This is a genomic window from Pelomonas sp. BJYL3 (genome assembly GCF_027257975.1).
Classification (GTDB): Bacteria; Pseudomonadota; Gammaproteobacteria; order Burkholderiales; family Burkholderiaceae_C; genus Roseateles_B; species Roseateles_B flavus.
This window is the reverse complement of record NZ_JANZKX010000005.1, coordinates 315,091-333,482: the sequence shown is the minus strand read 5'-3', so window position 1 is coordinate 333,482 and position 18,392 is coordinate 315,091. Positions and strand designations below refer to the sequence as shown.

Sequence of the window (18,392 nt, the reverse complement as noted above, 5' to 3'; positions counted from 1 at the left end):
CCTGCCACTACCGGCTGGGTCAGCTGAAAAGCCGCCGCGCCGCCAGGCTGCCCGCGGCCAGGTCGCGCGAGGCCAGGGCCTTGTAGAGCGTGGAGAGCTCCTGGCCGATGTGCTGGAAGGCCACCAGGGGCAAGACCTGGCCCCGGTCGTCGCAGACGTCGGCCTCGAAGTCGCGGGACAGCTGGCGGGCGCACTCCTGCCAGGCGGCGAAGGGCTCCAGGGATTCGGGTGTCTGGGGCACGTCCAGGGACAGGGTCAGCTCACGCAGGCTGCTGGCCGCCGGGTCCTCGGCCAGCGCGGCCTGGGGCTCGAAGCTCAGCAGCAGCACGGGCGGCGCGCCCTCCTCCGCCGCAGGCAGCACCAGGCGGCCGGGAATGGCGCCGGGCACGAAGCCGTGGCGCAGGGCCATCTGCTGCACATAACCCAGGGTCCAGGCGGCCGTCTTGGCGCGCAGCACCACGGCCAGCTGGGCGTCGTGTTCGCTGGCGAACTGGTCCAGCTCGCGTGCCCGCGACACCACGTCCAGCATGTCGGGGGCCTGCAGGAAGCCGGTGATGCCGTCGGCGAAGCCCTGCACCTTCTGGAGGAACTCCGAGTACTCGATCTCGTTCAGGGCACCGCTGCGGTTGGCCATCTGCACGCCGGCCTGGAACTCGCTGTAGCGCTGGCCCGGCGCGGGCAGCTCCCAGTCCCCCGTCTCGGCATTGAGGCCCTCGATGTGGAAGGGCTTGGTGCCGGCGCGGCGGCTGCCGGGCAGGTGGGACAGCGCCATCTCGCCACTCACCGGCAGTTCCACGGTGACGGTGGCGATGGCGTCGATCAGGGCGTCGATCCGGGCCGAAGGCTTGCGCGGCAGCGGGTGGCGGCCGGGCATGGGCACGGTGTCCGCCATGCCCGGGTCCTCGGCGAAAGGCTCGCCCACGGCTGCTCGGGCTTCGCCCAGCCCCGGCTCCTGGCGCTCGCCCAGGCCGGGCTCCTGCGGCGGGTCGGCACGCCTGGGGCCGGCCTTGCGGGCGGTCCAGGCGCCATGGGCAATCACGGCGGCCAGCACCAGGCCGCCCAGGATGGCCAGCATTGCGGTCAGCGTCATGCCCCGACCTCCATCACTTCACACGCCAAGCGGTCCACTGCAATAGTCCTCATCAGCTCTCTGCCATGGTCAGGGCGGCTTCCATGTCCACCGCCACGATACGGGACACGCCCTGCTCCTGCATGGTCACCCCGATCAGTTGTTCCGCCATCTCCATCGCGATCTTGTTGTGCGAGATGAAGAGGAACTGCGTGCCCGCGCTCATCTGCGCGACCAGCCGCGCATAGCGCTCGGTGTTGGCGTCGTCCAGCGGCGCGTCCACTTCGTCCAGCAGGCAGAAGGGCGCCGGGTTCAGCTGGAAGATGGCGAACACCAGCGCGATGGCCGTCAGCGCCTTCTCGCCGCCCGAGAGCAGGTGGATGGTGCTGTTCTTCTTGCCCGGCGGCTGGGCCATGACCTGCACGCCGGCGTCCAGGATCTCGTCCCCCGTCATCACCAGCTTGGCGTTGCCGCCGCCGAAGAGGCTGGGGAACATGCGGCCGAAATGCTCGTTGACCTGGTTGAAGGTGGCGGACAGCAGGTCGCGCGTCTCCAGGTCGATCTTGTGGATGGCGTCTTCCAGGGTGTTGATGGCGCTGGTGAGATCGCCGAACTGCGAGTCCAGGAAGGTCTTGCGCTCGCGCGCCGCGGTGAGCTCGTCCAGCGCGGCGAGGTTGACGGCACCCAGGGCGGCGATCTCGCGGTTGATGCGGTCGATCTCGCTCTGCAGGCCCCACAGCTTGACCTCGCCCTCTTCGACCGTTCTGGCCAGCTGTTCCAGGTCCACGCCTGCGGCGCTCAGCTGCTCCAGGTACTGGGCGCCGCCCAGCTGCGCGGCCTGCTCGTCCAGCTGCAGCTTGGTGATGCGCTCGCGCAGGGGCTCCAGGCTGCGCTCGAAGCTCAGGCGCTGCTCCTCGGCGCGGCGCAGGCGCAGGCTGAGGTCGTCATAGCTGCTGCGCACGGCGGCCAGCTGCTGTTCGCGCTCCATCTTGAGGGCCAGCGCGTCCTGCAGGCCGGCCTGGGCGGCGGCGTCGTTGAGCGTGTCCAGCTCGGTCTGCAGGTTCTCGGCGGAGGTCTTGTTCTGCGCGATCTGCTGGCCGGCGGTCTCGATGCCGCGCTGCAGCTCGCCCCGGCGCGCGGCGAGGCCGCGGGCGGCGAACTGCGATTCCTGCGCGCGGCGCTCCAGCGCCCGCAGCTGCTCGCGGGCCTCGGCCAGCTTGCGCTCGGCCGCGATCACGCCCTCTTCCAGCTGCGCATGGCGCTCCTGGGTGTCGGCCAGCTGCAGGTCCAGCTCCTCGAAGCGGGCCTCGCCGGTCATGCGGCGCTCCTGCAGCTCCTCGGACTGGGCGTCGATCTCGGCGATCTCATCCTCCAGCTGGGCCTTGCGGGTGCTGGCGGCCTCGGCCTGTTGCGAGAGGCGCAGCAGCTCCACATGCAGCTGGTGGGCGCGGGTCTGAGACTCGCTAGCCTCGCGCCGCACGGCGGCCAGGCGCTGCGAGGCCTCGGTGTAGGCGGCCTCGGCGCGGATCAGGTGGGTCTTGGCGTCGTCGGCGATCAGGGTCTGGGCACGCAGCTCGCGGCCCAGGTTCTCGATTTCCTGCGCACGGGCCAGCAGGCCGGCGGCCTCGGAATCGGGCGCGTAGAAGCTGACGGCGAACTGGCTCACCGCGTGACCCTCGCGGGTCATGATGACCTCGCCGTGCGAGAGCTTGCCGCGGCCGGCCAGGGCCTCGTCCATCGACGCCGCGGTGTAGACGCCCTCCAGCCAGTCGTTGAGCAGGGCCTTCAGGCCGGCGTCGTCCAGGCGCAGCAGGTCCGTGAGGCGCGGCAGGGTCTCGTGGGTGTTGGCGATGGCCGCGGCGGGCGGCGAATAGAAGGCCAGGCGGGCGGGCGGCGCGTCGGTGGCGAAGGCGCGCACCGTCTCCAGGCGGCCGACCTCCAGTGCGCCCATGCGCTCGCGCAGGGCGGCCTCGAGGGCGTTCTCCCAGCCGGACTCGATGTGCAGGCGCGTCCACAGGCCGGCCAGACCGTCCAGACCGTGCTTCGCGAGCCAGGGCTTGAGCTTGCCCTCGGTCTGCACCTTTTCCTGCAGGGCCTTGAGTGCTTCCAGCCGGGCCGAGAGATCGGCCTGGCGGGCGAGCTGGCGGTTGGCGTCGTCCTGGGCGGCGCGGCGGGACTCGTCCAGCTGAGGCACCTGCTCCTGCAGCTCGTGCAGGCGGGCGTCGGCGAGGTCACGCTGCTCGTCGGCGTCCAGGCTCTGGGCCTTCAGTTCCTCGAGACGGCCCTGGTCCGGGAGGGTCAGGCCTTGCCTTTCGGTGGCCAGCCGCTCGCGGCGGGTGCGCAGCTGGCGGTTCTGTTCGTCGATGTTGCGGCTCTCGGCGGCCAAGACCTGGATCTGCTGCTGGACCTGGCTGACCTGGGTGCGCTGCTCGTTGGCCCGGGCCTGGTGCGCCCGCACCGCGTCCTCGTGGTTGGGCAGGTTCATGGCCTGCTCCTCGGCCTGGGCGGCGAGGATCTCGCTCTGCTCCTCGGCCTCGGCGATCTTCGCGGCGATGTCTTCCAGCTCGGCCTCGGCCTGCGCGGCGCGCTCTTCCCACTGCTGGTTCTGGGCCTGCAGCTCGATCAGGCGGCTCTCGACGCGCTGGCGGCCCTCGACCACATAGCGGATGCGCTCCTCCAGCCGGCTCACCTCCAGCTGCGCCTCGGCCATGCGGCCCTGCGCGGCGTGCAGCTCGTCGCCCGCGGCGTAGTGGGCCTGGCGCACGGTCTCCAGCTCGGCCTCGACGGCGCGCAGCTCGGCCAGGCGCGCTTCCAGGGCGTTGACGGCGTCCAGGTGCTCCTTCTTGACGCGGTCCTGCTCGGTGGCGGCGTCGCGGTGCTTGAGGAACCATAGCTGGTGCAGCTTCAGCGTGCCGGCGTCCTGCAAGGAGCGGTAGCTGGCGGCGACCTCGGCCTGGCGCTCCAGCTTCTCGAGGTTGTTGTTCAGCTCGCGGAGGATGTCCTCCACGCGGGTGAGGTTCTCGCGCGTGTCCTTGAGCCGGTTCTCGGTCTCGCGCCGGCGTTCCTTGTACTTGGAGACGCCCGCGGCCTCTTCCAGGAACAGGCGCAGCTCCTCGGGCTTGGACTCGATGATGCGGCTGATGGTGCCCTGGCCGATGATGGCGTAGGCGCGCGGGCCCAGGCCGGTGCCCAGGAACACGTCCTGCACGTCGCGGCGGCGCACGGGCTGATTGTTGATGAAGTAGCTGCTGCCGCCTTCACGGGTCAGCACGCGCTTGACGGCGATCTCCGCGAACTGGTTCCACTGGCCGCCGGCGCGGGCGTCCTCGTTGCTGAACACGAGTTCCACGCTGGCGCGGCTGGCCGGGCGGCGGTTGCCGGAGCCGTTGAAGATCACGTCCTGCATGGACTCGCCGCGCAGCTCGCTGGCCTTGCTCTCGCCCAGCACCCAGCGCACGGCGTCCATGATGTTGGACTTGCCGCAGCCATTGGGCCCGACCACGCCCACCAGCTGCCCCGGCAGCTGGAAATTGGTGGGCTCGGCAAAGGACTTGAAGCCCGAGAGCTTGATCGAGTTCAGGCGCATGGACGGCTAGGCTGGCTCTAAGAATCCCGAAGTCCGCACGAGGCGTTGCGCCGAAGCCGGCGCTGAAGCAGAAGCTAAGGCGTTGATTTATTTACAGAAATGCCCCTCAACAGGGGCAAATCTCGGGGCCGGATGATAACATCGCCCACCTCCCCCAAATCCTTCCCCATGCGCCAGCGCTGACGCCCAAGTCAGTGGCGGGCGCCGGCCTGGAATCCACATGAGCAAGAACACCAAGACCGCCGCCGCCAAGCCCGTGAGCAAGGCCGCTGCAAAGCCCGCCACCAAGGCATCCACCAAGGCCGTCACCAAAGCCGCACCCAAGATGCGCGAAATGCCGGTGAACCCGCCCTCGCGCCCCAGCAAGGAACTGCACGTCTTCCCCAACCCGGCCCCGCAGCGTGACTACGTCATCCAGTTCCAGGTGCCCGAGTTCACCTGCTTCTGCCCCCTGACCGGCCAGCCTGACTTCGCCCACTTCACGATCGACATGATCGCGGACGAATACTGCGTCGAGCTCAAGAGCCTGAAGATGTACATGTGGTCCTACCGCGATGAAGGCGCCTTCCACGAGAAGGTGACCAACACCATCCTGGAAGACATCGTGAAGGTCACCAACCCGCGCTTCATCCGCATCACCGCCAAGTGGTACGTGCGCGGCGGCATCTACACCAATGTGGTTGTCGAGCACCGCAAGAAGGGCTGGAAGCCCCAGCCCCGCGTGGACCTGCCCCAGCACGGCGCCGAGACCGGCCTGCTGTAAGCCAGGCATCACAGCATCGAGGGGGCTTCGGCCCCCTTCTTCATTGCCGTCCAGATGGCCTTCGACACCAGTCCCTTGCACCAGTACGCCGCCGTGCGCGTGAAGCGCAGCCGCATCGACGGCTTCGGCGTCTTCGCGGACGAGGCCATCGCCGCCGGCCGCCACATCGGCGACCTGACGGGCGAGTCCATCACCGTGGCCGAGGCCCGGCGCCGCGCCCAGGGCCGGCCGCGCCTGATGCTGGTGGAGCTCTCGCCCTCGCGCGCCATCGACTGCAGCCGCTCCGACGACGCCATGCGCTTCACCAACCACAGCTGCGCGGCCAATGCCCGCATCGACGTGCAGGACGGCGAGGTGCGCTTCTTCGCCCTGCGCGAAATCGCGATTGGCGAAGAAATAACCGTGTCCTACGGCCTGACCCACCATGAAGGCCGGCTGGAATGCCACTGTGGGGCTGACAATTGCCAGGGTCGTCTTTGAGCCGCCACGAGCGGCGCCCCGCTGGATGCAAACGCCTCACAACCCCCTGCTGGACACGCTGCAGCCCTACCCCTTCGAGCGCCTGCGCGCCCTCACGAAGGACCTGCAGCCCAACCCGGCCCTGCGCCCCATCAGCCTCGGGATCGGCGAGCCCAAGCACCCAGCCCCCAAGCTGATCGAGGACGCGCTGATGGCGCATCTCTCGGGCCTCTCCGTCTACCCGGCCACGGCCGGCGAGCCCCGGCTGCGCGAGGCCATCTGCGGCTGGCTGCAGCGCCGCTATGGCCTGGCCCTCGACCCGGCCACGCAGGTGCTGCCCGTCAACGGTTCTCGCGAGGCGCTGTTCGCCTTCGCCCAGACGGTGATCGACGCCTCGCGCCCCGGCGCCACCGTCGTCTGCCCCAATCCCTTCTATCAAATCTACGAAGGCGCGGCCCTGCTGGCCGGCGCGAAGCCCGCCTTCGCCAACTCCGACCCGGCGCGCAACTTCGCGGCCGACTGGCGCCAGATCGACGACGCCACCTGGGCCCGCACCCAGCTGATCTACGTCTGCTCGCCCGGCAACCCGACGGGCGCCGTCATGCCCCTGGAGGAATGGCGCCAGCTCTTCGAGCTCTCGGACCGCCATGGCTTCGTGATCGCCTCGGACGAGTGCTACTCCGAGATCTACTTCCGCGACGAAGCGCCGCTCTCCGGCCTGCAGGCCGCCGTGCAGCTGGGCCGCCCGGACTTCCGCAATCTCGTGGCCTTCACCAGCCTCTCCAAGCGATCCAACGTGCCGGGCCTGCGCTCGGGCTTCGTGGCCGGCGATGCCGCGCTGCTGAAGAAGTTCCTGCTCTACCGCACCTACCATGGCAGCGCCATGAACCCCATGGTGCAGGCCGCCAGCATCGCCGCCTGGAATGATGAGGCCCACGTGGTTGCCAACCGGGACGCCTACCGCGCCAAGTTCGCCGCGGTGACGCCCCTGCTGGCCGAGGTCCTGGACGTGGCCCTGCCCGATGCCAGCTTCTACCTCTGGGCCGGCGTGCCGGGCGGAGATGACGTCCGCTTCACCCTCGAATTGCTCGCTCAATACAATGTCGCCGTCCTGCCCGGCAGCCTGCTGGCCCGCGAGGCCCACGGCGTCAACCCGGGCCGCGGGCGTATCCGCCTGGCCCTGGTCGCCGAGGAGGCCGAATGCCTGGAAGCGGCCCGCCGTATCGTCGATTTCACCCGCGCCTACCGAGCCTGACGCCAGGTAGTCAGCGCCCGGGGCGCCCCTTGCCATCGCGGCGGCGCCCCTCCCTTCCCTCTTCCTGACCTGAGAACACCATGAGCCAAGACCTGCAGACCCTCATCGACCAAGCCTGGGAAGACCGCACCCAGTTCAGTCCCAGCAGCGCCCCCGCCGCCGTGCGCGAGGCCGTGGACCATGTGCTGGCCGAGCTCGATGCCGGCCGCCTGCGCGTGGCAGAGCGCCAGGCCGTGGGCCAGTGGACGGTGCATCAGTGGATCAAGAAGGCCGTGCTGCTGTCCTTCCGCCTCAATGACAACCGCGCCATGGGCAGCGGCGACCTGGGCTTCTTCGACAAGGTCCCCACCAAGTTCGCCGGACTCAGTGAAGACCAGCTGCGCGCCACCGGCGTGCGCGTGGTGCCGCCCGCCGTGGCCCGCCGCGGCAGCTTCATGGCCAAGAACGTGGTGCTGATGCCCTCCTACGTCAACATCGGCGCCTATGTGGACGAAGGCACCATGGTCGACACCTGGGCCACCGTGGGCTCCTGCGCCCAGATCGGCAAGAACGTGCATCTGAGCGGCGGCGTGGGCATCGGCGGCGTGCTGGAGCCCCTGCAGGCCAACCCGACCATCATCGAGGACAACTGCTTCGTGGGCGCCCGTTCCGAAGTGGTCGAGGGCGTGATCGTGGAGGAGAACTCGGTGATCTCCATGGGCGTCTACATCGGCCAGAGCACGCCCATCTACGACCGCGAGAAGGACGAGGTCACCTACGGCCGCGTGCCCGCCGGCTCCGTGGTGATCAGCGGCTCCCTGCCCAAGGCGGACGGCAAGTACAGCCTTTACGCCGCCATCATCGTCAAGAAGGTCGACGCGGGCACCCGCGCCAAGACCAGCATCAACGAACTGTTGCGCGCCTGAGGACCATTCCCCGGGCTGCGGCCCGCAAAACTAGGCGATGATTCGGGCTTCGCGCGCCTTCCGGGGCGGCGGAGCCCGTTTGTTTTTTGAAATGCGTTTTGACTTGCGGTGGAGGCCGGTGGCATGAGCGGAAACATGGAGCGCATCCTGCGCCTGATGGCGGACAAGGGCGCCTCGGACATCTATCTCTCGGCCAATATGCCGGTGCTGATCCGCATCAACGGCCAGATGCTGCAGCTCTCCGACCAGCTGCTGACGCCCAGCCAGCCGCGCCAGCTGATCGCCGAGGTGCTGGACGCCCGCAACCTGGCTGAACTGGACGAAACGGGTGAGCTGAACATGGCCGTGTCCATCTCCAAGGTGGGCAGCTTCCGCCTCTCGGCCTTCCGCCAGCGCGGCTCCATCGCGGCCGTGTTCCGCCACATCCCGCACGTCATCCCCTCGCTGGACAGCCTCAACCTCCCGCCCATCCTCTCCAAGCTGGTGATGGAAAAGCGCGGCCTGATCCTGATGGTGGGCGCCACCGGCACCGGCAAGAGCACCACGCTCGCGGCCATGCTGGAGCAACGCAACCAGAACATGGCTGGGCACATCCTGACCATCGAGGATCCGGTCGAATTCCTGTTCAGCAACAAGCGCTCGGTGGTCAACCAGCGCGAGGTGGGCCGGGACACCGCCTCGCTGCACGTGGCGCTGAAGAACGCGCTGCGGCAGTCGCCGGACTGCATCCTGATCGGCGAAATCCGGGACCGTGAGACCATGACCGCGGCCATCTCCTACGCCCTGTCGGGCCACCTGGTGCTGGCCACCCTGCACGGCAACAACAGCTACCACGCGCTGAACCGCATCCTGTCCTTCTACACGCCGGAAAGCCGCCCTGCCCTGCTGAATGACCTGGCCGCGGGCCTCAAGGCGGTGGTGTCCCAGCGCCTGGTGCGCGCGCAGTCCGGCGGCCGCGTGCCCGTCACCGAGATCCTGGTCAACACCAAGCTCACCGCCGAGCTGATCGAGCACGGGGACTTCAACGGCGTCAAGGAAGCGATGGAGAAGTCCATCGCCGAAGGCTCTCAGACCTTCGAGGAACATTTCGCCCACCTGATCAAGGAAGGCATCATCAGCAAGGAAGAGGGCCTGGCCTTTGCCGACTCCCCGACCAACCTGCTGTGGCGCCTGCAGAACGAAGGCCCCGCACTGGGCAAGGGCGAGGGCAACAAGAAGAAGGAAGAGCCGGCAGAGGACACCGCCAGCTTCACCTCCATCACCCTGGACGTGCGCACCGAATGAATCCCCGCGTGAACGAGGCCGGCGCGCTGGCCGAGCGCCTCGGCGAACCCACCCTGCAGCTGCTGGAGCAGCTGATCAGCCGCCCCTCCGTGACCCCGCGCGACGAAGGCTGCCTGGACCTGCTGGGCGCGCGCCTGGCCGCCCTGGGCTTCCAGCTGGAGCGCATGGACAGCGGCCCTGAGGACGCCCGCGTCAGCAACCTCTGGGCCCTGCGCCCGGGCAGCGCCAGCGATGGCCCGGTGCTGGTCTTCGCCGGCCACACGGACGTCGTGCCCACCGGCGCCCTGGGTGCCTGGTCCAGCGATCCCTTCGTGCCCAGCTACCGCGATGGCCGCCTCTATGGCCGCGGCGCGGCGGACATGAAGACCTCGCTGGCCGCCATGGTCACCGCCTGCGAGGCCTTCCTGGAGCGCCATCCGGCGCCGGCAGGCGGCATCGCCTTCCTGCTGACCAGCGACGAGGAAGGCCCGGCCAAGGACGGCACCGTGGTCTGCGTGGAGCGGCTGAAGGCGCGCGGCCAGCGCCTGGACTTCTGCATCGTCGGCGAGCCGACCTCGGTCCAGCACCTGGGCGACACGGTCAAGAACGGCCGCCGCGGCTCGCTCTCCGGCCGCCTGCGGGTGATCGGCGTGCAGGGACACGTGGCCTACCCGCAGCTGGCGCGCAACCCCGTGCACCAGGCCGCCCCGGCCCTGGCCGAGCTCGCGGCCACCGAATGGGACCGCGGCAACAGCTACTTCCCGCCGACCACCTTCCAGATCTCCAATATCGCGGCCGGCACCGGCGCCACCAACGTCATCCCGGGCGAGCTGGTGCTGGACTTCAACTTCCGCTTCTCCACCGAATCGACGCCGGACAGCCTCAAGGCCCGCGTCCATGCGCTGCTGGACCGCCACGGCCTCGAGTACGCGCTCGACTGGAACCTCAGCGGCGAGCCCTTCCTGACGCCCGTGGGCAGCCTCAGCGACGCGCTGGGCGCGGCCATCCGCGAGGTGACTGGCGTGCAGACCGAGCTGTCCACCACCGGTGGCACCTCGGACGGCCGCTTCATCGCCAAGGCCTGCCCGCAGGTGGCCGAGTTCGGGCCGCTCAACGCCAGCATTCACAAGATCGACGAATACGTGCCCGTGGACCAGGTCGGCCCGCTGGCCGCCATCTACTGCCTCTGCCTGGAACAATTGCTGCTGTGAAGCTGATCGACTGCATCGAAGCCCAAGCCGCCCGCCTCGTCAAGGCGGGCGTCGCGTTTGGGCATGGCACCACCAACGCCTTTGACGAGGCGGCCTGGCTGGTCCTGTGGAAGCTGGGCCTGCCGCTGGACAGCCTGGGCGACCACGAGGAGGACCTGCTGGACGCCGCGCAGCTCGCCGGCATCGAGGCCCTGGTGGACGAGCGCATCCGCACGCGCAAGCCCGCCGCCTATCTCACCCGCGAGGCCTGGCTGCAGGGCGTGCCCTTCTACGTGGACGAGCGCGCCATCGTGCCGCGCAGCTTCATCGCCGAGCTGATCGCCGAGGCCACCATCGACCCCTGGCTGTCCGACAGCACCACGCGGGCCCTGGACCTGTGCACCGGCAACGGCAGCCTGGCCATCCTGGCTGCCATGGCCTGGCCGGACCTGCAGGTGGATGCCATCGACCTCTCCGAGGACGCCTTGGCCGTCGCACGCATCAACGTGGACAGGCACGGCCTGGCCGGCCGCATCCGCCTGCTGCAAGGTGACGCGCTGGCCCCGGCGCAGGGCCCCTACGACCTCATCCTGTGCAACCCGCCCTACGTCAACAGCCAGTCCATGGCCGCCCTGCCCGCCGAGTACCGCGCCGAGCCCGAGCTGGCGCTGGCCGGCGGCAGCGACGGCATGGACTTCGTGCGCAAGCTCTTCGCCACCGCGCCGGCGCAGATGAACGCCAGGGCCGTGCTGGTGCTGGAGATCGGCAACGAGCGCGAGTTTTTCGAAGCCGCCTTCCCCCGCCTGGAAGTGGCCTGGATGGAATGCAGCGCCGGCGAGGACCAGGTGCTGCTCGTGACCCGCGAAGCCCTGCTCGCCGGTCTCAACTGAACAAGACATGATCACCTTGAAGAATGTGGTGCTGCGACGCGGCACCAAGGTCGTGCTGGACGATGCCAGCGTGGTGCTGCAACCCGGCGAGAAGATCGGCCTCGTGGGCCGCAACGGCGCCGGCAAGTCCAGCCTTTTTGCGCTGCTGACCGAGCGTCTGCATGCGGACCGCGGCGATGTGGAAGTGCCGAAGCACTGGCGCATGGCCGAGGTCGCCCAGCACATGCCCGAGACCGAGGCCTCCGCCACCGACTTCGTGCTGGAAGGCGACACCCGCCTGATGGCCGCCCGCGAGCTGCTGGCCAAGGCCGAGGCCGAGGGGGACGGCCACGGCATCGCCGAGGGCCATGTCGCCATGAGCGATGCCGGCGCCTTCGATGCCCGTGCCCGCGCGCAAGCCCTGCTGATGGGCCTGGGCTTCAAGGGCGCGCAGGTGGATGCGCCGGTGAACAGCTTCTCGGGCGGCTGGCGCATGCGCCTGCAGCTGGCCCGCGCGCTGATGTGCCCGGCCGACCTCATGCTGCTGGACGAGCCCACCAACCACCTGGACCTGGACGCCCTGGTCTGGCTGGAGGCCTGGCTGCAGCGCTACGAGGGCACGCTGCTGATCATCAGCCACGACCGCGAGTTCCTCGACGCCATCACCCGCGTCACCCTGCACCTGGACGAGGCCAAGCTGACCCGCTACGGCGGCAACTACACCGCCTTCGAGGCCATGCGCGCCGAGCGCATGGAGCAGCAGCAGGCGGCCTTCGAGAAGCAGCAGGACCGCATCGCCCACCTGCAGAAGTTCATCGACCGCTTCAAGGCCAAGGCCACCAAGGCCAAGCAGGCGCAGAGCCGGGTCAAGGCGCTGGAGCGCATGGAGCGCCTCGCGCCGGTGCTGGCCTCGGCGGACTTCGCCTTCGAGTTCCGCGAGCCACTCTCCCTGCCCAACCCCATGCTCTCGCTGCGTGACGTGGCCTGCGGCTACGGCGAGACCACCATCGTGCGCGACATCAACCGCACCGTGCTGGCCGGCCAGCGCATCGGCATCCTGGGCGCCAACGGCCAGGGCAAGTCGACCCTGGTCAAGACCGTCGCCCGCATGCAGAAGGCCCTCGCCGGCACGCTCACCGAGGGCAAGGGCCTGGCCATCGGCTACTTTGCCCAGCAGGAGATGGACGTGCTGCGGCCCGATGAAGGCCCGCTGGCCCACATGATCCGCCTGGCCAAGGAGGTCAGCCCGCAGGCGCGCGAGCAGGAGCTGCGCGACTTCCTCGGCCAGTTCCGCTTCACCGGTGACATGGTCAACCAGGCCGTAGGCAGCCTCTCCGGCGGCGAGAAGGCGCGCCTGGTGCTGGCCATGCTGGTCTGGCAGCGCCCCAACCTGCTGCTGCTGGACGAACCGACCAACCATCTGGACCTGCAGACCCGCGAGGCGCTGTCCATGGCGCTCAATGAGTTCGAGGGCACGGTGATGCTGGTCAGCCACGACCGCGCCTTGCTGCGCGAGGTCTGCGACGAGTTCTGGCTCGTCGCCAAGGGTCAGGTCTCGCCTTTCGATGGCGACCTGGACGACTACCAGCGCTGGCTGCTGGAAACCGCCCGCGAGGCCGCCAAGGCCATCAAGGAGGCCAGCCGCAGCGCCGCCGAGGCCCAGAAGGCGCAGAGCAGCGCAAGTCCGGCCAATCAGCGGGAGGACCGCAAGGCTTCCGCGCAGGCCCGCGCCAAGCTCAACGAGCAGACGCGGCCGCTGCGCAAGGAGATCGAATCCATCGACAAGCAGCTGGCCAAGCTGAGCCAGGAGCGCGAGTCCCTGGAGGCCGAGCTGGCCACGGGCGCCCTCGCCCCCGCAGCCATCGCGGAGAGCGGCCGCCGCCTCAAGGCCGTGGGCGATGAGATCGACGAGCTGGAGCTGCGCTGGCTGGAGCTCAGCGAGCAGATCGAGGCCATCACCACCGCTGCCGGGCTGTGACCCGTCCGGCCGGGCGGCAGGCACATGCCCCGGGCTGAGGGCTGCGCCGGCGGGACGCACCTGCCATGCCTATCAAGGCGATGCGCCCACCGCTGCGCCTGCACCCAACGCCCCAGGGCGCGGATGCCGGGCTCAGGCCAGCGCCAGCGCCAGCCCTGCGAGCGCAGCCGGCAGGCTCTGGATGAACAGGATCTTGCGGCTGGCCGTCGCCGCGCCGTAGAGCCCGGCCACGAAGACGCAGCCCAGGAAGAAGCCCTGGGTGGGCACGTCTGCCCGCAGCAGGCCCCAGAAGAGCCCCGCGGCCAGGAAGCCGTTGTAGAGGCCCTGGTTGGCCGCCAGGACCTTGCTCGCCTCGGCGAACTCAGGCGTGAGGCCGAAGGCCTTGCGGCCCTTAGGCGCCGTCCACCAGAACATCTCCAGCACCAGGATGTAGACGTGGATCAGGCCCACCAGGGCCACCAGCAGGGATGCCACTGCATGCATGCGAACGCTCCTTCCCGACTTGCGGATGCTCAGGGGCGCGATCTTTGCACAGCCCACCGCCCGGCCGTGTCACCTGCGGCACGCGGGAATTCCCGGATCCTGGACGGCCTTGCTCGAAAGACCATTTAGATTGTGTGCAATTTAATTGTTGTCTACAGTTCACCCCATGGCATCGAACAAGACATCGCGCAAGAGCAGTTCCAGCAAGGCCGCGGACCCGCGTGACCAGTGGCTGCGCCTGGACAGCCAGCTGTGCTTTGCCCTGTATTCCAGCTCATTGGCGATGACCAAGCTGTACAAGCCCCTGCTGGCGCCGCTGGGATTGACCTATCCGCAGTACCTGGTGCTGCTGGCCCTGTGGGAGCAGGACGGCCAGTCCGTCAGCGCCCTGGGCGAGCGCCTCACGCTGGACTCCGGCACGCTGACGCCGCTGCTCAAGCGCATGGAGCAGGCCGGGCTGCTGGTGCGCCTGCGCGACGCCCAGGACGAGCGCCGCGTGCTGCTGAGCCTGACCCGCGAAGGCCGCGCCCTGAAGGCCCCGGCCCGCAAGATTCCCGAAGCCCTGGCCTGCGCCAGCGCCTGCTCGCTGGACGAGCTGGCCGCCCTCACCCAGCGCCTGCATGCCTTGCGCGATCAACTCCAACGCAGCGTCCAGGACGCTGCCTGACACCCCCCGCCCTCGGGCTCACCACGAAAGGACTCATCATGGCTCTCGAAAAAGTGCTCTACACCGCCACCGCCACCGCCACGGGCGGCCGCCAGGGCACGGCCGAATCCAGTGACGGCAAGCTGAAGATCGACTTGTCCACGCCCCGTGAACTCGGCGGCGCCGGCGGCGACGGCACCAACCCCGAGCAGCTGTTCGCGGCCGGCTACTCCGCCTGCTTCATCGGCGCCATCAAGGCCGTGGCCGCCAAGCAGAAGATCGCCGTGCCCAATGACGTTTCCATCACCAGCGACGTCGGCATCGGCCCCATTCCGCAGGGCTTCGGCATCCAGGTGGCCATGCGCATCAGCCTGCCCGGCATGGAGCGCGCCGCCGCCCAGGCTCTGATCGATGCCGCCCACCAGGTCTGCCCCTACAGCAACGCCACCCGTGGCAATATCGACGTCAGCCTGACCCTGGTCTGAACCAGTCAAGACCTGACCCCATGAAAAAAGCCGGTCCTTGCGACCGGCTTTTCATTGCTGCGGCGGAGCCAGGCGCCGCGCTCAGGACTGCGCAGGCTCCCCCAGCAGGCGCAGCAGCAGCTCGACCCGCGCCTTGACCGGGCTGAGCCCGCCCGCCGCAGGAAGCCCGCGCCCGTTCTCGGCCACCGGCCCGCCATCGCAGCGCGTGCTGCGCAGTACCTGGATACCCGCAGCCTGCGCGTCCAGCAGGGCCTGCTCCAGGGCCGTGCTGAGCGTGCCATTGCCCGTGCCGGCCACCACCAGGCCCTCGACGCCGTCGTGCGCCAGCAGCCGCACCAGGCGGCCGTCGGCATGGGCATGGTTGAGCACGATCTCCACGCGCGGCCAGGCCTCGCCCTCCGCCGGCAGCAGGGCGCTGCCGATGGCCTGCGGAGCCGCCAGGGCCTGCGAGAGCCAGCGCACCCGGCCCTCCTCCACCTGCGCCAGCACGGTGCCGTCGCGGCCGCGGAAGGCGTCCACGCGGTAGCTGTGGGCCTTCTGGACCTGGTCGGCGCCGTAGACCTGGCCCGCTACGCACACCATCACCCCGCAGGCCGCCGGATCGTTCAGGAGATGGGCCGCATCCAGCATGTTCTGGGGGCCGTCCAGCTGCAAGGCCGTGGCCGGGCGCATGGCGGCGGTCAGCACCACCGGCTTGCGCGGCGCCAGCACGCGGTGCAGGAAGTAGGCGGTCTCCTCGAGGGTATCCGTGCCGTGCGTGATCAGCACGCCGCGGACCTCCTCGCGCGCCAGCTGCGCCTCCACGGCCAGGGCCAGGCGGCGCCAGGTCAGGAAGTCCATGTCCTTGCTGTCCAGCTGGGCGAGCTGCCGTGCCTCCAGCCTGAAGGCCGACAGGCCGGGCACGCCCGCCACCAGGGCGTCGACGCCGATCTCACCGGCCTTGTAGCCCACGTTGTCATTGGCCTGGGCGGCCTTGCCGGCAATGGTGCCGCCGGTGCCGAGGATGACGATCAAGTCCGCAACTTTGTTTTGCAATTTCCGAGGTCCTGGATAAAAATACAGCCACTGGATGAATATCCAGATCTCATGAATCCCGGGGCTGGAGGCCAGCGCCAGCCCCATCACCGAAAGGTCGCCCGTGGACGCCAGCCCCAAACTCACCGCCCGGCAGCAGCAGATTTTCGATCTGGTGCGCCAGAGTATCGAGGAAACCGGTGCTCCGCCCACCCGTGCCGAAATCGCCGCCGAGCTGGGCTTCAAGTCCGCCAATGCCGCCGAGGAACATTTGCAGGCGCTGGCCCGCAAGGGCGTGATCGAGCTGGTGGGCGGCACTTCGCGGGGCATTCGCCTGCCGGGGGCTGCGCTGAAGGCGCTCAACAGGGCCCGCGAAATGAGGGAATCGATGCGCGAAACCTTGCGCGATTCCCTCAGCAGCGATGCGCAATTTGCATTGCCCATTCCCGGCCTGGCCCAGCTGACCCTGCCCCTGGTGGGCCGCGTGGCCGCCGGCGCGCCCATCCTGGCGCAGGAGCACATCGAACAGCAGTACAGCGTCGAGCCCAGCCTCTTCGCCAGGAAACCGGACTACCTGTTGCGCGTGCGCGGCCAGAGCATGCGTGACGTCGGCATCATGGACGGCGACCTGCTCGCCGTGCAGAAGTGTGCCGAGGCCAAGAACGGCCAGATCGTCGTCGCCCGCATCGGCGATGAGGTCACGGTCAAGCGCTTCCGCAAGGAGCGCCAGCACATCACCTTGCTGCCCGAGAACCCGGACTTCCAGCCCATCGTCGTCACTGGCGACGAACCCTTCGCCATCGAGGGCCTGGCCGTGGGGCTGATCCGCAATCAGTTCTGAGCCCGGCGCCTGCCGGGCCACTTGTCTGCGTTCTGGCAAGTGGCTTGGTGCGGCATGGCCTGACGTGGGGTCAGGTCTTGTGCGAGGCCGGCCTTGCACGAGGTCAGGCATCGCACGGAGCCTGACCTAACACGGGTCAGGCCTGGCACGGGGTCAGGTCTTGCCAGCCCTCATTCGCCAGGCGTGCCAGCAACGAAAAACGCCCACCGAAGTGGGCGTTCGACTTTCAGGTCTCGGCAGGCCTGAGCCTGCCGAGGCACTGATGCTTAGCGCACGACCGCGATCTGCTCGCGGGCACCGCCCTTGTAGGTGTACAGGGTCAGGGCGCCGTTCTTGATGTCGCCCTTGTTGTCGAAGCTGATCGTGCCCGTCACGCCCTTGTAGCCTTCGGTCTTGGCCAGCACCGGCAGGTACTTCGCGGGTTCGGCCGAGCCGGCCTTCACCATGGCGGCGACCATCACGTTCAGCGCGTCGTACACGTACGGTGCGTAGATCTGCACTTCGACCTTGTACTTGTCCTTGAAGCGGGCCTTGAAGTCGTCCATGGACTTCTTGGATTCGCCTTCCACGCCGCCGGCTTCGGCGCACACCACCTGGCCGTCACCCATGGTGCCGCCCGACAGCTTGGGCAGCTCGCCCGAGCAGATGCCGTCGCCGCCCATGAACTTGGCTTCGATGCCCAGCTGCTTCATCTGGCGCAGCATCGGGCCGGCCACGGCGTCCATGCCGCCGAAGAAGATGACGTCGGGCTTCTTGCCCTTCAGGGAGGTCAGGATGGAGCTGAAGTCCGTGGCCTTGTCGTTGGTGAACTCGCGACCCACGACCTTGCCGCCGGAGGCCTTCACGCCCTTCTCGAACTCGTCTGCCACGCCCTGGCCGTAAGCGGTACGGTCATCGATCACGGCGATGGCCTTGCCCTTGAGCTGGTTCACGGCGTACTTGCCCAGGGTGCCACCCAGGTGCACGTCATCGGCCACCACGCGGAAGGCGGTCTTGTAGCCGTTGCGGGTGAACTTGGGGTTCGTCGCCGAGGGGCTGATCTGCGGCACGCCGGCGTCGCTGTAGACCTTGGACGCGGGGATGGAGGTGCCCGAGTTCAGGTGGCCGATCACGCCGTTGACCTTGGAGTCCATCAGCTTCTGGGCTGCGGCCGTGCCTTGCTTGGGATCGCCGGCGTCGTCTTCCGCCAGCAGTTCGAACTTGGCCTTCTTGCCACCGATCGTCACGCCCTTGGCGTTCAGTTCATCGATGGCCATGCGGGCGCCCAACTCATTGTCCTTGCCCAGGTGGGCAATGCCGCCGCTGGTGGGACCGACGTGACCGATCTTCACGACCAGGTCTTGAGCCATGGCAGCACCGCCCAGCATCAGGGCGACGGCACCCACAACCACATTCAACTTGACTTGCATGAATAACCTCCGAGTTGGAAGAAGGAGAGCGTTATGTTGTCGATTGCTCAACGCCGCAGACCATACTCCAATTCCGAGGCGTCCTCTATGGGGAAAGCATGGAAAGCCGCCTGCGTCGCGTCTGCGTTGCGCCGATCACACCAACGCCCTGGCCGCTGTTCGGTTGACCTCGGACCA

16 protein-coding genes are annotated in these 18,392 nt (G+C 68.7%); 11 read left to right on the top strand and 5 right to left on the bottom strand.

Going from position 1 to position 18,392, the window contains the following annotated elements; all coding sequences use genetic code 11:
* Positions 1–19: 19 nt before the first annotated feature.
* On the bottom strand, positions 20–1,090 hold the full coding sequence (locus tag O9Y01_RS17075) for a cell division protein ZipA C-terminal FtsZ-binding domain-containing protein (RefSeq protein WP_269632798.1): 1,071 nt from the start codon (positions 1,088–1,090) through the stop codon (positions 20–22).
* 52 nt (positions 1,091–1,142) lie between these two features.
* Entirely contained in the window at positions 1,143–4,655 is a 3,513-nt protein-coding gene (gene smc, locus O9Y01_RS17070; protein ID WP_269632797.1) for a chromosome segregation protein SMC, read from the bottom strand.
* A gap of 334 nt (positions 4,656–4,989) precedes the next feature.
* Between smc and queF the strand changes: the two genes are divergently transcribed.
* From queF to O9Y01_RS17030, 8 genes are all read left to right on the top strand, one after another.
* Complete coding sequence (gene queF / locus O9Y01_RS17065) at positions 4,990–5,418, top strand: preQ(1) synthase (RefSeq protein WP_269632891.1); 429 nt, start codon at positions 4,990–4,992, stop codon at positions 5,416–5,418.
* Positions 5,419–5,472: 54 nt separating this feature from the next.
* Positions 5,473–5,898: an SET domain-containing protein gene (locus O9Y01_RS17060; protein WP_269632796.1), complete on the top strand. Its 426-nt coding sequence runs from the start codon at positions 5,473–5,475 to the stop codon at positions 5,896–5,898.
* Between the two features lie 25 nt (positions 5,899–5,923).
* On the top strand, positions 5,924–7,132 hold the full coding sequence (gene dapC, locus O9Y01_RS17055; protein WP_269632795.1) for a succinyldiaminopimelate transaminase: 1,209 nt from the start codon (positions 5,924–5,926) through the stop codon (positions 7,130–7,132).
* 80 nt (positions 7,133–7,212) lie between these two features.
* On the top strand, positions 7,213–8,037 hold the full coding sequence (gene dapD / locus O9Y01_RS17050) for a 2,3,4,5-tetrahydropyridine-2,6-dicarboxylate N-succinyltransferase (protein ID WP_269632794.1): 825 nt from the start codon (positions 7,213–7,215) through the stop codon (positions 8,035–8,037).
* A 123-nt stretch (positions 8,038–8,160) separates the two neighbouring features.
* Positions 8,161–9,321 (top strand): PilT/PilU family type 4a pilus ATPase, encoded by a 1,161-nt coding sequence (locus O9Y01_RS17045; RefSeq protein ID WP_269632793.1) that lies wholly within the window; start codon positions 8,161–8,163, stop codon positions 9,319–9,321.
* On the top strand, positions 9,318–10,511 hold the full coding sequence (gene dapE, locus O9Y01_RS17040) for a succinyl-diaminopimelate desuccinylase (protein WP_269632792.1): 1,194 nt from the start codon (positions 9,318–9,320) through the stop codon (positions 10,509–10,511). The genes O9Y01_RS17045 and dapE overlap by 4 nt, the downstream gene beginning before the upstream one ends.
* Positions 10,508–11,380, top strand: a complete 873-nt coding sequence (gene prmB, locus O9Y01_RS17035) for a 50S ribosomal protein L3 N(5)-glutamine methyltransferase (RefSeq protein WP_269632791.1) — start codon at positions 10,508–10,510, stop codon at positions 11,378–11,380. The genes dapE and prmB overlap by 4 nt, the downstream gene beginning before the upstream one ends.
* Positions 11,381–11,387: 7 nt before the next feature.
* Positions 11,388–13,337 (top strand): ATP-binding cassette domain-containing protein, encoded by a 1,950-nt coding sequence (locus O9Y01_RS17030; RefSeq protein WP_269632790.1) that lies wholly within the window; start codon positions 11,388–11,390, stop codon positions 13,335–13,337.
* A gap of 132 nt (positions 13,338–13,469) precedes the next feature.
* Here the strand turns inward: O9Y01_RS17030 and O9Y01_RS17025 are convergent, their stop codons facing one another.
* Positions 13,470–13,820 carry a DUF1304 domain-containing protein gene (locus tag O9Y01_RS17025; RefSeq protein ID WP_269632789.1) on the bottom strand — a complete coding sequence of 117 codons (351 nt, stop codon included), beginning with the start codon at positions 13,818–13,820 and terminating at the stop codon, positions 13,470–13,472.
* Positions 13,821–13,986: 166 nt separating this feature from the next.
* On the opposite strand from O9Y01_RS17025, the gene O9Y01_RS17020 reads away from it, so the two are divergent.
* Positions 13,987–14,487 (top strand): MarR family winged helix-turn-helix transcriptional regulator, encoded by a 501-nt coding sequence (locus O9Y01_RS17020; RefSeq protein ID WP_269632788.1) that lies wholly within the window; start codon positions 13,987–13,989, stop codon positions 14,485–14,487.
* A 38-nt stretch (positions 14,488–14,525) separates the two neighbouring features.
* Positions 14,526–14,951 (top strand): organic hydroperoxide resistance protein, encoded by a 426-nt coding sequence (locus tag O9Y01_RS17015; RefSeq protein ID WP_269632787.1) that lies wholly within the window; start codon positions 14,526–14,528, stop codon positions 14,949–14,951.
* A gap of 81 nt (positions 14,952–15,032) precedes the next feature.
* Here the strand turns inward: O9Y01_RS17015 and O9Y01_RS17010 are convergent, their stop codons facing one another.
* On the bottom strand, positions 15,033–15,986 hold the full coding sequence (locus O9Y01_RS17010) for an asparaginase (protein ID WP_269632786.1): 954 nt from the start codon (positions 15,984–15,986) through the stop codon (positions 15,033–15,035).
* Positions 15,987–16,089: 103 nt separating this feature from the next.
* Between O9Y01_RS17010 and lexA the strand changes: the two genes are divergently transcribed.
* Complete coding sequence (lexA, locus tag O9Y01_RS17005) at positions 16,090–16,806, top strand: transcriptional repressor LexA (RefSeq protein ID WP_269632785.1); 717 nt, start codon at positions 16,090–16,092, stop codon at positions 16,804–16,806.
* A 266-nt stretch (positions 16,807–17,072) separates the two neighbouring features.
* Here the strand turns inward: lexA and O9Y01_RS17000 are convergent, their stop codons facing one another.
* Positions 17,073–18,215 (bottom strand): branched-chain amino acid ABC transporter substrate-binding protein, encoded by a 1,143-nt coding sequence (locus O9Y01_RS17000; RefSeq protein ID WP_269632784.1) that lies wholly within the window; start codon positions 18,213–18,215, stop codon positions 17,073–17,075.
* Between the last annotated feature and the right edge of the window lie 177 nt (positions 18,216–18,392).

Coding starts and splice junctions, on each gene's coding strand:
- O9Y01_RS17075 (WP_269632798.1), bottom strand. CDS start 1,090: ATGACGCTGACCGCAATGCTGGCCATCCTGGGCGGCCTGGTGCTGGCC.
- smc (WP_269632797.1), bottom strand. CDS start 4,655: ATGCGCCTGAACTCGATCAAGCTCTCGGGCTTCAAGTCCTTTGCCGAG.
- queF (WP_269632891.1), top strand. CDS start 4,990: ATGCCGGTGAACCCGCCCTCGCGCCCCAGCAAGGAACTGCACGTCTTC.
- O9Y01_RS17060 (WP_269632796.1), top strand. CDS start 5,473: ATGGCCTTCGACACCAGTCCCTTGCACCAGTACGCCGCCGTGCGCGTG.
- dapC (WP_269632795.1), top strand. CDS start 5,924: ATGCAAACGCCTCACAACCCCCTGCTGGACACGCTGCAGCCCTACCCC.
- dapD (WP_269632794.1), top strand. CDS start 7,213: ATGAGCCAAGACCTGCAGACCCTCATCGACCAAGCCTGGGAAGACCGC.
- O9Y01_RS17045 (WP_269632793.1), top strand. CDS start 8,161: ATGAGCGGAAACATGGAGCGCATCCTGCGCCTGATGGCGGACAAGGGC.
- dapE (WP_269632792.1), top strand. CDS start 9,318: ATGAATCCCCGCGTGAACGAGGCCGGCGCGCTGGCCGAGCGCCTCGGC.
- O9Y01_RS17030 (WP_269632790.1), top strand. CDS start 11,388: ATGATCACCTTGAAGAATGTGGTGCTGCGACGCGGCACCAAGGTCGTG.
- O9Y01_RS17025 (WP_269632789.1), bottom strand. CDS start 13,820: ATGCATGCAGTGGCATCCCTGCTGGTGGCCCTGGTGGGCCTGATCCAC.
- O9Y01_RS17020 (WP_269632788.1), top strand. CDS start 13,987: ATGGCATCGAACAAGACATCGCGCAAGAGCAGTTCCAGCAAGGCCGCG.
- O9Y01_RS17015 (WP_269632787.1), top strand. CDS start 14,526: ATGGCTCTCGAAAAAGTGCTCTACACCGCCACCGCCACCGCCACGGGC.
- O9Y01_RS17000 (WP_269632784.1), bottom strand. CDS start 18,215: ATGCAAGTCAAGTTGAATGTGGTTGTGGGTGCCGTCGCCCTGATGCTG.